Here is a 15,975-nt window from a genome sequence, read left to right as displayed (position 1 = left end):
ACTAATGGAATATTCAAACCCCACGCTCGCATACGCCCCATTTTCTTCAGCGATACAAAAAGATAAAAGTAAAAGTAAAAAGAATGATGAATGTAATAAGGCTTTTGGAAATTGCATGGGTGATCCTGTTATGAATTAGGCTTGTTGAAAATAGGTTTAATGATATCATTAAAAAGCATAGCGCATACCAATATTTCCGGTAATATTAATATCTTTATAATCAAGCCCATTATGAATTAGGCTTGTTGAAAATAGGTTTAATGATACCATTAAAAAGCATAGCGCATACCAATATTTCCGGTAATATTAATATCTTTATAATCAAGCCCAAACCTAGCCCCAATGCCCGTATTCACATAAAAGGTTTTGAATAACCTTATCTCTCCGCCTGTGATAATGCTGGCAAAAGTGTTGTATCTGCCACCATCTCTATAGCTTAGGGTGTTATTACCAACAAAACGCACCATTTTATCCCCCATAGAATTAATGAATAAGTCTCTGCCCACATCCGCAATCACAAAATAATAAGAGTTTTTATTGAAATAATGCCGACTTTCTAGGGCAAAATTGATCGTTAAAACGGATTTTTTATTGGGGTCAGCATTGGCTCTGAATTGATTGTAAATAGGATCATCCATAATGCCTCTTAAACCGGATAAGCCAATGTAATAATAGGCTAAGCCTACTTGGGGTTTAAAAATAACGCTTTTATCTTTAAACATGAAGTCATAGCCATAATTGATTTTAGCGTCAGTTGTCCAAGTGTCGTATCTGTAAGACTGATTGATGATTGAGAGTAGGGGGTCATAAGAGTTGATGAAAGTCTTATTGTATCCCCAAGTCTCATTCAAGCTCATCGTTAATTCGCTTCTTTTGATAAACGCTCGGCTATAAACGCCCATATTGACATTGCTAGAGCCTGATTGAGTGATATTTCCATGAAACCCGCTATACCCATAAGCGGCATAACCCCCCACAATCACGCCCTTAATAAACCTGTCATACCCTACATTGATACCATATAAAGTTCCAGTGCCTCCATTAATGAAACTAGCCCCTCCAACTCCTGTCGCCCACACATTATTTTTGACTCTGTTTCTTTGAGAGTATTTTAAAATCACATCCATAGCGTTAGGGATCGCATCAGCGAATCGCTTGTTTTTAAGGGCTTCTAAGCGCTCGTGAAAATCAGCACTAGCAAAGGTTGAAGTGTCAGAGAGCTTGGCTAAACGGCTCATTTGCTGCGTGTAGGTGTTGATCTGTAAAATGTTAGTGGCATCATTTTTAAAATCAGGGTTAGCGATGACTTCTAAAGTGTTGGCAATGTCTCCAGCGATCGTGGTTAAATCTTTTGTGGAATGGCTTTCTAAATAATAGGGAGCGAATAAAGGACTTCCTTTAGTTTCAAAGATTTTATTGAGCCAATTAATCGCTTGGCTGCCTCCAGCTTGATCAATGCTATCCACGCTTTGAACGCCTTGAATTTGAGCGATATATTGTTTTAAAGTGGGGGCTTGTAGGTTATTGATAGGATCATTAGAAACAGCGATTTTCACTTTATTATAAAGAATGGAAGTGTAAATATATTGATTTTGAGAATCCTTAAAGCCTACAACTAAACCGCCATCTTTAATATTCACGGCTTGCCCGTTATAAGTTAAGCCGTTATCAGTCATCACCATATGCTTGCCATTAATATCAATGAGCGTGTAAAGCTTAAGGTAATTATCTAAGCTGCTGCCTCCTGTGATTTGGTCGTTATACCCGTAATAAATGGCTTTAGCGCTATCAATCAGCGTGTAAGTGCCGGCTTCTTTTGAAGAAGTGTTGAACTGGATTAAAGGGTTATTGCTATTAGCCATAAGCGTGGCTGTGCCTTGAGCGTTGATAATGGCATGGCTAGCTGAATGGCTGAGGTTAAACACCAAATCGCCATAGCTATTAAAATCCCCCATGACATTCAAACCATTGGCGTTAGTGCTTAAAGTCGCTTGTTGGTTTAAGGTGAAATTACCATTAATGTTAGCCGTAGAATTAGAGGCATTGTTAAAAGCGTTGGTGATCGTCAAATTATTGGCTTGCAAAGTCGCATTTTCATTAAGATTGAGCGTGCCTATGACGCTGTTATTTGTTACTTGAGACAAATCAACAGCCCCATTAGAAGCGATTGTGCCTAAGAAAGTGAAGTTGTTAGCGTGCACGCTTAAAGACTCATTAGTGGGGGTTACGCTAGAGTTTGTAGAAGAGCTGTTTTTGGTTGTAGGGCAACTGGCTAAGTTGACACAAATTTCCCCTTTTTGAACGCTCACATTATTCAAACCCGCATTAATACTTAAGCCATTCGTAGCGTTTAGGGTGGTGATATTGATATTAGAAATACCATTAGAAGCAAAAATCAATGCGCCTTGATACTTGCTAAAGTCAATCGTGTTATCGCCATTAAAGATAATAGACTTGTTGGCGACAAAATTCAAACTGCCCCCTGTAGCGTTGCTAAAAGAGCTATTATTGACAAAAACATAGCCATTGCTTAAAAAGTTAAAATACCCTTTTTGCCAAAAATCATGCAAGCCTCTAGGCGATAAAAGAGTGCCTAAATCGTTTTCTTTGAGCGCGTTTTGTAAAGAGGGCGGCAACACGCTCCCTAAACCTTGATTATAAACGCCGCTTAACCCGCCTTGAGAAATAATATTATTAATGATATTATTCACTAATCCTTGACTTTCTAGCTTTTTAACGACATCTTGTCCTAAAAACTCGTTCAACAAGTCGTTCGCCACCACACCGATGTCTTTTTGCAGGCTTGTAGGGGGGTTAGTAATATCTTTTAAAACCACGCTTAAAATAGAGCTTAATTCAGAAGCGTCTATATACCCACCGATGAAATTCAAAAGCCCTTTATCGTCTAGCATGCTTTTTAAAGACTGCTTAGCAAGGTAGTTTTCTATGATGGATGGGGTAACAAAATTGCCAAAAATGCTTAGTTTTTTACTGATAATGTTTTGGATTTCATTCATGACTCCACTATTATTCAATAAATTGTCTAAATTATTTTGACCTATAAGTTGGCCCAAGGTTTCATTTTGCAAGCTAGCGGGCAATTCCTTACTCAAAGGGCTTAGAGCGTTTTCTATAAAGTTTCCTAAACCGCCGGCTTGTTTGATTTTTTCCATAGCCACCTGACTGAGAACATTCGCTAAATTCCCTTGATTAAAGATTTCATTAATCCCTTTTTGGCCCAAAAGATTAAAGATATTGTCTGTAGCTTGAGCTTCTATATTAGCCTTATTCAACACTAAATTATTAGCGCTTTGAAAGGTCACATCCGCACTCCCTCCGCTTTCAAAGGCGTTACCACTTCCAAGCGTTCCGGTAATATAAATGCTTTTAGCTTTAAAATCAGCGTTAATGTAGCCTAAATAAGGGGAAGTTGAGCCTAATAATTGCCCCAAGTAAGTGTTTCTAAAAGAAGAACAAGTGGCGCTATCTAGCGCGCAAGGACTGCTATAGCCATTGCCCCCAAACCATATAGAGCTAGTAGAGTTTGTAACATTATCTTGGGTAGCGCCTATAACGAGATTCCCGTTACTAAAGGTTTGATTGATGTTGTCAGTCAAATGGTTGATCGTTTCTAGGAGCGCTTGCTTTTGCGCTTGGGTGATCTTAATCTTATCTAAGAGTTGCAACACTTCATTGATGTTAGTGATATTGTCTAATTGGTTGGATTCAATCATTTCTTTTAAGGCAGCGGAATTTTGAGAAAGAATCCCTAAAAGCGTTTTTAAATTTTCACTAGAAAAACCCTTATTGTAGATATTTAAACTATTCAAAGGCTGGTTGAACGGGCTATAAGTGCCTGGGGTTTGAGGCGTTTGAGAGCCTTTAGGGGTGAAAAGACCTTTAATGTTGCTTGTCAGGTAATAAGTGCCTGCTTGGTTGTCGCTATAATCATAGCTATAGCCGGTAGGATTTTGCTTAGAAGCTTGGTAATTATAAAGCTCAGGAGCGATATTAAAAATAGTGTTAGAAGCCGAGTTAGGGTTGTTTAAAACTTCTATGGTTAAATCCCCATTTTTAATGCTCTCTTGAATGATTTGAGAAGAATTGAGAGGGTTTATGAACGACCAAGTTTGGATGTTATGATTGTCGCTATAGGTAGCGTTTTGGATTTTCATGCCATAAAAAAGGATTTTTTCATAGCCATTAGCCCCACTAATGCCAGTAATCCCTTTTTGAGCGTTTAGGATGTTGTAGGTTACAGATTTTGTAATGTTGTCAAAAATATTGATGTCAGATAAATTAATATCCCCATTATTCCCTAAAACAAACTGCCCGCTAACATTCATTAAAGCCTTAGTTAAAGAGGGTGCATAACCATTAAAATTTAACGCTCCATTAGCCGTAAGGTTATTAAAATTCAATGAACTTGCGCTGTCAAAATTAAAGCTTGCTGTATCAATAGTCGTGTTGCCTCCAAAATCAGCCTGGCTTGCACCTTGAAAATTGATATTAGCGTTTAAAGAACTTGTGTTACTAGCCGATAAAACGCTATCGTCTAAATTAATAGTGGTGTTGTTTGAAAAACTAGCGTTAGAAGCGTTGAGCTTGCTATTAGCGTTAAGACTGAGTGTCCCGCCATTAAAAAAGAGACTATTAAAGGCCGCTTGACTCCCGTTATAAATATTGAGACTCGCTTGATTGTTAAAAGCGCTCGCGCCATTCGCATTCAAAACGCTTTGATTGTCTAAACTTAAATTAGAATTATTATCAAGCGTTAAAGAATTTTTAAAAGCGGCTTGACTTTTATTGCCAAGCGTGATATTAGCGTTGTTTTGCAAGGTTGTATCGCCATTAAAGTTCAACAAACTTTGAGAACTAAGCGTAAAATTCGTGTTGCCTAAAAGCTGTGTGGTAGCGTTAAAATTGCTTGTCCCCCTAGAATACAAGACATTAAAAACCGCTTGCGTGTTATTGAAAATAAGGCTATTAGCCTGCAAATTATAGATTGCCCCACCATTCAAACGAGAATTGATAAAGCTTAAAGAATTAGCGGCATTAGTGCTGATAACGCTTGATCCTCCAGGGTTTGTAAAGCCGCTGAACGAAGCGTTAGAAAACGAAATATTCTTAGCGCTAAAACTGAATTTCCCCCAAGTCATATCGCTAAAACTGGAATCAGTCACGCTGATATTATTTACAGCGTCAAAAGTGGCGTAGGAATGCTGACTAGCCCCCGTTTGAATCATTTTAGTAACGGTTTCAGCGTCATTATAATTCAAGCCATCCATAGTGATATTATCGCTTGCTTTAAAGGTGATGTTCGCTCCCCCACCATCTGAATTTGAAACGCCTTCACCGGTTTTAAAATTATTGGTCAAATAGATGTTGGCCGCATTAAAAGTGCCCGTGATATAGCCAAAGCCTCCATGCCCTATCCAAATCAACCCATTATCATTCACGCTCTCTGCATTATTCCCTATGATCAAAGTGCCATTTTGGATATTCATGCCAAAACTTCTTCCTAACAAATTGGCTGTATAAGTGCTGAGCGTGTTAGCGCTTTGACCGCTCTGTCCTGAAAGATTGGGATCGATATAATAAATGCCTTTTTGCGAGTAAGTTTGATTTTGAAGGTTATAGACTCCATTCCACACATTCGTTGTGGGTAAATTTTGAGTAGGGGGCGTTGGTGTTGGTGAAACTTTAGGGGGAGTGTTTGGTGCTGTGTGTTTTGTGGGAGTGGGTGTAGGGCTTGGTGTTGGGCTTGTAGGCTTAGCGTTAGCTATAGCTTGTTTTAACCCCTCTTGCTCGCTATTAAAAGTCTTTTCTTCGTTTTGTAAGGTTTGTAAATCTTGTTGTTCTGTGCTTTGGGCTTGATTGAAAGCTTGTTGGTTAAAGCCTGTTGGGGCGTTGGCTAATTGTTGGAGATTGTCTAAATCTTGTTCTAACGCTTGTTTGTCTTGTTGGATGGTTTGGTCGGTGTTTTCTAAACTCTGAGCGTCTTTTTTGATAGTGGTGTTTTGATTGTTGGTGTAGCCTGTATCATTGCTTGCGATCTTATTATCACTAGTAGCGTTATTTAAAGCACTTTGGGAGTTACTCAAGTCTTGTTGGTAGGTTGCTTGGGCTTTGGCTTGTAGATCGTCCCCTAAAAATTGGGTGGTAATGGATTGGTTGTTAAAGGTTTCTTGTAAGGTTTCATCTTGCCCGTTAATGTCAAAGGTTACATCATAAGTGTTACTACCCACTTCAACATGGCTAATAGCTTTATCGCCCTTATAGTTGATTAGATCCCACAAATAGCTTTGATAAACCCCATACTGAATGGTCCCGTTTGTCGTAAGAATGTCATAGGTTTGATTATTATTAAGGGTTTGATTGAGGTTAAAAACCGCACCAGAACCAAAAGACACACTGCCTTTAAGGCTGGCAAAAGGCGAACTTGAATTTAAAGTGTTAATGCCTAAGAAACTCACCTTATTCGTATTAAAGCTATAAATCCCTTGATTGAAGGTGTCGTTATTAAAGCTAGCGTTATTATTAAAATTATAAGTACCTTGATTGAAATTGCTGTTTTCAAAAATAGATTGGGCGCTATTAAAGTGATAAGTCCCTTGATTGAAGTTACTATTATCAAAGCTTGAACTTGCGCTGTTACTAAAGTGATAAGTGCCTTGATTGAAGTTAGTTTGATTGAAAGAGATAACGCTATTATTGTTATTACCGCTGAAACTAAAGCCCCCATCAGTGTCGTCTGTAAAGCTAGAGCCACTGACCTTGATATTAGAGCCTTTAAAATTCATGTAAGATTTTTGTGTCCCTGCATCGCTGTTATCAAAACTCGCTTGATTGATAGTGAGGTTATTAGTTGCATTAAAATTGAGCGTGGCCCCACCACCATCAGCGTATGAGTTTCCGGTTGTTAAATGGCTAGAATTAAAATTAATCGTTTGAGCGTCATAAGTGCCTGTGATATAGCCTACATCACCCCCATTAATACCTGTGCCTCCAAAGCGGATATTCCCTCCCACATTAAGCGTGCCGCCATTGAATTTTTGCGTGAAACTAGCCCCACCAGCGCTATAAGTGGTAAGGGTGTTTAAATAATAAGTCCCAGAGCCTTGAGCACTACTAAAAAGACAATAAGAGTTGTGCGTGGGGGAATTAGAACCGCTTTCAATATTGTCATGATAACTCCAAGACGACCATGACCAATAACGGCACTCGCTAGCCCTTAGGTGGGATAATCCCCCCAACGCTCCTATCAATAAAACCGAAGCTTTTAAAAAAGATTTGTTTTTATTAAAGGGCTTTTTAACGGATTTTGTTTTTTTATGGCTTAAGGGCTTTTCACGCTTCAAGATTAGATTCAATTTGAAAATTTTCTTTGAGATCTTATTTAATTTAAAAGATCCCTTTGAAATAAACTTAAAAATCAATCCAGCCTTTTTAAACGCCATTTAAAACTCCGATCGTTTTTATAGATCCCACACTATACAACTTGATGTTAAACAAACTCAAAAAGATTCGCAAAATGACTTAATAATGATACATAAACTGCGCCATATCCACCAAACGATTAGAATACCCCCATTCGTTATCATACCACCCCATGATTTTGACCATATTCTCTAGCGTGAAAGTCAAATCGGGCGCGATGATGACGCTACTAGGGTTAGAAATAAAATCAGAACTCACCCTTTCTTTTAAGTCTATCTCTAACACGCCTTTTAAAACCCCTTTGGAAGCTTCAATCAATAAATCATTGATCGGATCTTTAAAGGCCTTTTTTTCTAAAAACAAACTCAAATCTATCATGGACACATCAAGGCTAGGCACCCTCACGCTATGCCCATGCATTTTGTTTTTGAGATTGGGTAACACTTTATGCAAGGCTAGAGCGGCTTTAGTGGTGGTGGGGATAATGTTGCTTGCAGCCGCTCTGGAGCGCCGTTTGTCCAAAGGGTGGGCTAAATCAATGAGTTTTTGATCGCTTGTATAGCTATGAATAGTCGTTAGCATGCCTTCTTTAATCTTAAAAGCTTTATCTAAAATAGCGCAAATAGGTGCGATAGCGTTAGTCGTGCAAGAGGCGTTAGAAACAATGGCTTGGTTTTGATAAAGAAAATGATTGACCCCATACACCAAAGTGGGGTATTGTTTTTCATCGTATTCGCCCATAAAAGGAGCGGACAACAAAACCTTTTTAGCCCCAAGCAAAAGGTAATTTTCTAGCGTTTTAGGCTCTAAAAACTTCCCTGAACACTCTAGGATAACATCCACGCCTTTCAAGTCTTTGATGCTATTAAAAACAGGGATTTCTAACGAGCCGATAATAAGCTTATGATTAGAGTAACGCGCCTCTTTATTGAGCAGCCCATGCACGCTGTCATGCTCTAAAAGATAAGCGAGGATTTCCCAATTAGCAGGGTCATTGATGCCTATTACTTCTAGTTTAGGGTTTGTATCATTGCGCTCTAAGATTGCTCTTAAAACGCATCTCCCAATGCGGCCAAATCCATTGATAAAAATTTTCATCGTAACTATTATCCTATTTCCAGACTTCAATTTCAATTTTAGTGGGTTTTGTTTGGTATTTTACTACATTTTGCGCTATTATATTGGACCTAGCTGTAGGGTTAATTAAAATTATTTATTGAGTTGAATTCAAGGAGTAAAACATGGCATTGTATGACAGAGCTGATTCTCGTAATGCGTATGCAGAAAATTCTTTATTGTATGAAAGCGAGCTGGTGGGTTTTGTTAAAACGACTTACAAGTTCTTTGCAGGCAGTTTGTTACTAGCGACTATCGGAGCGTTACTAGGTTTAATGAATTTTCAAGCCGTAGTGCAGTATAAATGGGTGTTTTTTATCGCTGAAATTGCGGCGTTTTTTGGTTTGATGTTTTCTAAATCCAAACCCGGATTGAATCTATTCATGTTGTTTGCTTTCACTTCATTATCAGGGGTTACTCTAGTGCCTTTGTTGGGTATGGTGATCGCAAAAGCTGGTTTAGGGGCGATTTGGCAGGCTTTAGGCATGACGACTATCGTTTTTGGTTTGATGAGCGTGTATGCCCTTAAGACTAAAAACGACTTAGCGAATATGGGTAAAATGCTCTTCATCGCTTTGATCGTGGTGTTGGTGTGTTCGCTCATTAACTTGTTTTTGGGTAGCCCCATGTTCCAGGTTGTCATTGCGGGAACGAGTGCGATTTTATTCAGTCTTTACATCGCTTATGACACCCAAAACATCGTTAAAGGCATGTATGATAGCCCCATTGATGCGGCGGTGAGCTTGTATTTAGACTTTTTGAATGTCTTCATTTCTATCTTGCAAATCATTGGTATTTTTTCAGACAGAGACAAATAGTTTGAAAAAATAGGGAGGGGACGCCACGCAAAAACCTAACAGAAAATATTTTAAAACTAATAACACTTCATTTTATATTCTTTCTTTAAGGATTAGTTATGCCTAAACGCACCGATATTTCCAACATTCTACTGATAGGATCAGGCCCTATTGTGATCGGACAAGCTTGTGAGTTTGACTACTCAGGGACTCAAAGTTGTAAAACCTTAAAATCTTTAGGTTATAGAGTGATCTTAATCAATTCTAACCCAGCCACCGTGATGACTGACCCTGAATTTTCTCATCAAACTTATATCCAACCCATCACTGGAGAAAATATCGCCGCTATCATCAAAAAAGAAAAGATTGACGCTATTTTACCCACAATGGGTGGGCAAACCGCTTTGAATGCGGTCATGCAAATGCACCAAAAGGGCATGTTAGAAGGCGTGGAGCTTTTAGGGGCTAAGATTGAAGCGATTAAAAAAGGCGAAGACAGGCAGGCTTTCAAAGAAGCGATGTTAAAAATCGGGATGGATTTGCCTAAAGGGTGTTACGCTTATAACGAGTTAGAAGCCCTAGAAGCCATTAATGAAATTGGCTTTCCAGCCATTATTAGAGCGAGTTTCACGCTAGCTGGGGGAGGGAGTGGGGTCGCTTATAATATTGAAGAGTTTCAAGAATTGGCTAAAAACGCCCTAGACGCTTCGCCCATTAATGAAATTTTGATTGAAGAGTCCTTGTTGGGGTGGAAAGAATACGAAATGGAAGTCATACGAGACAGCAAGGATAATTGCATCATTGTGTGCTGCATTGAAAACATTGACCCCATGGGCGTTCATACCGGCGATAGCATCACCATCGCTCCAAGCCTCACCTTAACCGATAAAGAATACCAACGCATGCGCGATGCGAGCTTTGCGATTTTGAGAGAAATTGGCGTGGATACGGGCGGGAGCAATGTGCAATTTGCGATCCACCCCAAGACTTTAAGAATGGTTGTGATTGAAATGAACCCACGAGTGAGCCGCAGCTCCGCTCTAGCTTCAAAAGCGACCGGTTTTCCCATTGCAAAAGTGGCTACCATGCTTGCGGTGGGTTTTAGTTTAGATGAAATTAAAAATGATATTACCAACACCCCGGCGAGTTTTGAGCCTAGTTTGGATTATATCGTGGTGAAAATCCCTCGCTTTGCGTTTGAAAAATTTGCCGGTGTTTCTAGCACTTTAGGGACTTCTATGAAAAGCATTGGCGAAGTGATGGCGATAGGGGGGAATTTCTTAGAAGCCTTACAAAAAGCACTATGCTCTTTGGAAAACAATTGGCTAGGGTTTGAATCGTTAAGCAAAGATTTAGAAGCGATCAAAAAGGAAATCCGCCGGCCCAATCCCAAACGCTTGCTCTATATCGCTGATGCGTTCAGGCTCGGCGTTAGCGTGGATGAAGTGTTTGAATTGTGCCAGATTGACAGGTGGTTTTTATCTCAAATTCAAAAGCTAGTCAAAGCAGAAGAAAGCATCAATTCTAGCGTTTTAACGGATGCCAAAAAATTAAGAGGGCTTAAAAATTTAGGCTTTAGCGATGCTAGGATTGCCGCTAAAATCAAAGAAAATGAAAATTTAGAGGTCAGCCCTTTTGAAGTGGAATTAGCCAGAATGAATTTACAAATCGCGCCCAATTTTGAAGAAGTGGACACTTGCGCGGCGGAGTTTTTATCGCTCACGCCGTATTTGTATTCCACCTATGCCCCTAACCCTTTGCCCTTTATTGAAAACAAACAAGAAAAACAAGAAAAGAAAATCCTAATCATAGGCTCTGGGCCTAATCGCATCGGTCAAGGCATTGAATTTGATTATTGTTGCGTGCATGCGAGCTTTGCCTTAAAAGATTTAAACATTAAAAGCGTCATGCTCAATTGCAATCCAGAAACGGTTAGCACAGATTATGATACCAGCGACACGCTCTATTTTGAACCCATTCATTTTGAGTGCGTGAAGAGCATCATTCAAAGGGAGCGAGTGGATGGCATTATCGTGCATTTTGGGGGACAAACCCCTTTAAAACTCGCTAAAGATCTAGCCAAAATGCAAGCCCCCATTATTGGCACGCCTTTTAAGGTGATTGATATTGCTGAAGACAGGGAAAAATTTTCCCTCTTTTTAAAAGAGCTTGACATTAAGCAGCCTGAAAACGGCATGGCTAAGAGTATTGATGAAGCTTATAGCATCGCTAATGTGATTGGTTTCCCTATTATCGTGCGCCCTAGTTATGTGCTAGGCGGTCAACACATGCAAATTTTAGAAAATATTGAAGAATTGCGCCATTATTTAGAAAGCGTTACGCATGCTTTAGAGATTAGCCCTAAAAATCCGCTCCTCATTGATAAGTTTTTAGAAAAAGCGGTGGAATTAGATGTGGATGCTATTTGCGATAAAAAAGAGGTCTATATTGCCGGCATTTTACAGCATATTGAAGAAGCCGGAATCCATTCAGGCGATTCGGCATGCTTTATCCCTTCCACTTTAAGCCCTGAAATTTTAGATGAAATTGAACGAGTGAGCGCGAAAATCGCTCTGCATTTAGGCGTAGTAGGGCTGTTGAATATCCAATTTGCTGTGCATCAAAATTCGCTGTATTTGATTGAAGTCAATCCCAGAGCTAGCCGAACCGTGCCTTTTTTAAGCAAGGCTTTAGGCGTTCCTTTAGCCAAAGTTGCGACTAGGGTTATGGTGTCAGAAGATTTGAAAGAAGCCTTGAAATTTTATGATAAAAAAAATATCGTGGGGTATTCTAAAGGCGTTTATAAGCCTAAAATGCCCCATTTTGTGGCTTTAAAAGAAGCGGTTTTCCCTTTTAATAAACTTTATGGATCGGATTTGATTTTAGGGCCTGAGATGAAAAGCACCGGCGAAGTGATGGGGATTGCTAGAACTTTAGGGATGGCTTTTTTCAAGGCTCAAACGGCTTGCTTTAACCCCATCAAAAACAAGGGGCTTATTTTTGTTTCTGTTAAAGATAAGGATAAAGAAGAAGCGTGCATTTTAATGAAGCGCTTGGTTCAGTTAGGCTTTGAATTGTGCGCTACAGAAGGCACGCATAAAGCTTTGGAAAAAGCCGGGGTAAAGTCTTTGAAAGTGCTTAAAATCTCCGAAGGCCGCCCCAATGTCATGGATTTAATGATGAATGGGGAAATCAGCATGGCTATCAACACCAGCGATCACAAATCTCAAGATGACGCTAAACTCATTCGCGCTTCTGTGCTTAAAAACCATGTGAGTTATTTCACGACTTTAAGCGCGATAGAAGTCTTACTTTTAGCGTTAGAAGAAAGCTCTCAAAAAGACGAGTTGTTAGCCTTACAAGATTATTTGAAGTAGTTTGATGGCGTTAGTGTATCTCGTTCAAAGCGATACCACGATAGGACTGCTTTCTAAAGACAGCGAAAAGCTCAACGCCTTAAAAAATCGCCCTAAAAACCAAAGCGTTTTAATAGAAAGCGCTGATTTTACCACCTTAAAAAGTTTGGTGCGCGCCCCCAACGCTTTTAAAAACCTCATCAGAAGAAGCGCTAAAACCACTTTTATTTATCCTAACTCTAAGGCCGTTCGTGTCATTAGGGGCAGGCATGGGGATTTTTTAAAGCGTTTTAAAACGCTCTATAGCACCTCAGCCAACCTCACCCAATGCGCCTATGATAAAGAGATCGCTTCCAAGCTCGCTGATGTGATTGTGAGCGATGAAAGGGGTTTGTTTGAAAGCTCTAGTTCTAAAATATTCAGGCTCTATAAAGATAAAAAAGTGAGAATAAGATAAAATTACCCTTTATTATTTCGCATTCTGCGCGTTTTGAAAGGGGTTTTTGTGGGATTTTTCTAAAAGTTTATCATTTGTTTATTAAAAATAGCTAGCTCTTTTAAGGTGATTGTAATATTTTTTTGAATATAATAACAACTTTTTCAAGAAAAATTATTATAATAAGCAGGATTTTAAGAATGAATGACAAGCGTTTTAGGAAGTATTGTAGTTTTTCTATTTTTTTGTCCTTATTAGGCATGTTTGAATTAGAGGCCAAAGAAGAAAAAGAAGAAAAAAAGACAGAAAGAAAAAAAGAGAAAAAGGAGAACGCCCAACACACTCTAGGTAAGGTTACCACTCAGGCGGCTAAAATCTTTAATTACAACAACCAGACAACCATTTCAAGTAAAGAATTAGAAAGAAGACAGGCCAACCAAATCAGCGACATGTTTAGAAGAAACCCCAATATCAATGTGGGCGGAGGCGCGGTTATAGCGCAAAAAATTTATGTGCGCGGTATTGAAGACAGATTGGCTCGGGTTACGGTGGATGGCGCGGCGCAAATGGGCGCAAGCTATGGGCATCAAGGCAATACGATCATTGACCCTGGAATGCTCAAAAGCGTGGTGGTTACTAAGGGGGCGGCTCAAGCGAGCGCGGGGCCTATGGCTTTGATTGGCGCGATCAAAATGGAAACTAAGAGTGCTAGCGATTTTATCCCTAAGGGTAAAGATTACGCTATAAGTGGGGCTGTTACTTTTTTAACCAACTTTGGGGATCGAGAAACCGTGATGGGCGCTTATCGTAACAATCATTTTGATATTCTTTTATATTACACGCATCAAAATATTTTTTACTATCGTGATGGGGATAATGCCACAAAGGATCTCTTTAGACCTAAAGCAGACAATAAAGTTACAGCAAGCCCTAGCGAGCAAAACAATGTGATGGCTAAGATCAATGGTTATTTGAGCGAAAGGGATACCTTGAACCTCAGTTATAACATGACCAGAGATAACGCTAATCGCCCTTTAAGAGCGAATTTTACAGGCACTTTTTTACCCTATTCTTGCGGTGATTTTAACGCTTTCCCTAACGAGAAAAACCCTAGCGATTGTTTGTTTGAAAATGACGCTAGTTTGTTTAAAACTTATAGCGTCAATTTAGTGCATAATGTGAGCTTGAACTATGAAAGAGAAGGGGGGAGTCGTTTGGTGATCCTAGATTAAAAATCAATGGTTATACAAGCATTAGGAATGTCCAAATTGATCCGCTTTTTAGGCCTAACGATATAGCGGCTATCATTCCTTTCACCCCAAACCCAAAACTCGGCGAAGAAAATGAATGCGTGGCGCAAGGGGGCATTTATGACGCTATTAAACAAACTTGCTCCATCACTTTTAAAAGCCTTGGAGGGGGTTCTGTGGTGGCTAATAAAAATTTATTCATCATCAATTCTGGGTTTAATGCGAATGTGATCCACACCATAGACCATAAGAATGACAATCTTTTTGAATACGGGTTGAATTACCAAAACTTAACCACTTTTGATAAAGCGATCCCTAATAGCGAATTAGTCAAACCCGGCGATGCCCCTGACGCATGCTTAAGGGTTACAGGGCCCAATGATCCTAATATAAATGGGCGTTGCCAAAGGAATGGTGCTAGCGCGAATGTGGTTGGGGTGTATGCGCAAGCGAATTACACCTTACACCCTATGGTAACTTTAGGGGCAGGGACTCGTTATGATGTCTATACTTTAGTGGATAAAGACTGGCAGTTGCACATAACCCAAGGGTTTAGCCCTAGCGCGGCTTTAAATGTCTCGCCTTTAGAAAATTTGAATTTCAGGCTTTCTTACGCGTATGTAACCAGAGGCCCTATGCCTGGAGGTTTGGTGTGGATGCGTCAAGATAATTTGCGCTATAACCGCAATTTAAAGCCAGAAATCGGGCAAAATGTGGAATTTAACACCGAATACAGCAGTCAGTATTTTGATTTCAGGGCCGCCGGTTTTGTCCAATTGATTTCTAATTACATCAACCAATTTTCTTCAACGCTTTTTGTAACCAACTTGCCCGCAAAAGATATTATTTATGTGCCTGGTTATGAAGTTTCAGGGACGGCTAAATACAAGGGTTTTTCTTTGGGCTTGAGCGTGGCGCGATCATGGCCTTCTTTAAAAGGGCGTTTGATCGCTGATGTGTATGAATTGGCTGCCACAACAGGCAATGTGTTTATTTTAACGGCAAGCTATACAATCCCACGCACTGGCCTTAGCATCACTTGGCTTTCACGATTCGTTACGGATTTGAGTTATTGCTCTTACAGCCCTTATCGTAACGGCCCTACAGATATTGACAGACGGCCTAGCAATTTCCCTAAAACGCCTGGGATTTTTTATGTGCATAAGCCCGGTTATGGGGTGAGCAGTTTTTTTATCACTTATAAGCCCACTTACAAAAAACTTAAAGGCTTGAGTTTGAATGCGGTTTTTAACAATGTTTTTAACCAACAATATATTGATCAAGCAAGCCCGGTGATGAGCCCTGATGAACCCAATCAAGACAAATACGCAAGGGGCATGGCAGAGCCTGGCTTTAACGCTAGATTTGAAATTTCTTATAAGTTTTAATAATGGATCTAAAAATGAGGGTTTCATGGGTAGCGAGTTTAATCAAAAATAAAACATTCTTTAGAAGTAACAAATATATGATTTTAATCCTTTAATTTTTAAATCAATTTACAATGAATGGTTATTTTTTGTAAAATAGGGTTGTGGATTTTAATTAATATTTTAACTTCATGCTGTTTTTTTTTTTTTTTT

At 39.4% G+C, this 15,975-nt stretch carries 5 protein-coding genes and 1 pseudogene; 4 read left to right on the top strand and 2 right to left on the bottom strand.

The genetic code is table 11. The features are described 5' to 3' along the window. Positions 1-269: 269 nt before the first annotated feature. Entirely contained in the window at positions 270-7,460 is a 7,191-nt protein-coding gene (locus KX581_RS07650; protein ID WP_231176037.1) for a vacuolating cytotoxin domain-containing protein, read from the bottom strand. A 79-nt stretch (positions 7,461-7,539) separates the two neighbouring features. Next, positions 7,540-8,538, bottom strand: coding sequence for a type I glyceraldehyde-3-phosphate dehydrogenase (gap, locus tag KX581_RS07645; RefSeq protein WP_231176036.1), 999 nt, complete (start codon positions 8,536-8,538; stop codon positions 7,540-7,542). A 143-nt stretch (positions 8,539-8,681) separates the two neighbouring features. Between gap and KX581_RS07640 the strand changes: the two genes are divergently transcribed. The 4 genes and pseudogenes from KX581_RS07640 (at position 8,682) to KX581_RS07625 (ending at position 15,783) form a co-directional block, all read left to right on the top strand. Continuing rightward, positions 8,682-9,374 (top strand): Bax inhibitor-1/YccA family protein, encoded by a 693-nt coding sequence (locus KX581_RS07640; RefSeq protein ID WP_231176035.1) that lies wholly within the window; start codon positions 8,682-8,684, stop codon positions 9,372-9,374. 98 nt (positions 9,375-9,472) lie between these two features. Continuing rightward, complete coding sequence (gene carB, locus KX581_RS07635; RefSeq protein WP_231176034.1) at positions 9,473-12,730, top strand: carbamoyl-phosphate synthase large subunit; 3,258 nt, start codon at positions 9,473-9,475, stop codon at positions 12,728-12,730. Positions 12,731-12,734: 4 nt separating this feature from the next. Next, a complete protein-coding gene (locus KX581_RS07630) occupies positions 12,735-13,166 on the top strand; it encodes a Sua5/YciO/YrdC/YwlC family protein (RefSeq protein ID WP_231176033.1) in 432 nt (143 codons plus the stop codon). Positions 13,167-13,345: 179 nt separating this feature from the next. Next, positions 13,346-15,783 (top strand): annotated as a pseudogene (locus tag KX581_RS07625) (TonB-dependent receptor domain-containing protein). Positions 15,784-15,975: the final 192 nt, after the last annotated feature.

This window comes from Helicobacter pylori (assembly GCF_021062735.1).
Lineage (GTDB): Bacteria > Campylobacterota > Campylobacteria > Campylobacterales > Helicobacteraceae > Helicobacter > Helicobacter pylori_DN.
This window is presented reverse-complemented; position numbering and strand designations above follow the sequence as displayed.

What these genes read in the sequence shown, in the direction of transcription:
- KX581_RS07640 (WP_231176035.1), top strand. Translation starts at nt 8,682, where the DNA reads ATGGCATTGTATGACAGAGCTGATTCTCGTAATGCGTATGCAGAAAAT.
- gap (WP_231176036.1), bottom strand. Translation starts at nt 8,538, where the DNA reads ATGAAAATTTTTATCAATGGATTTGGCCGCATTGGGAGATGCGTTTTA.
- KX581_RS07650 (WP_231176037.1), bottom strand. Translation starts at nt 7,460, where the DNA reads ATGGCGTTTAAAAAGGCTGGATTGATTTTTAAGTTTATTTCAAAGGGA.
- KX581_RS07630 (WP_231176033.1), top strand. Translation starts at nt 12,735, where the DNA reads ATGGCGTTAGTGTATCTCGTTCAAAGCGATACCACGATAGGACTGCTT.
- carB (WP_231176034.1), top strand. Translation starts at nt 9,473, where the DNA reads ATGCCTAAACGCACCGATATTTCCAACATTCTACTGATAGGATCAGGC.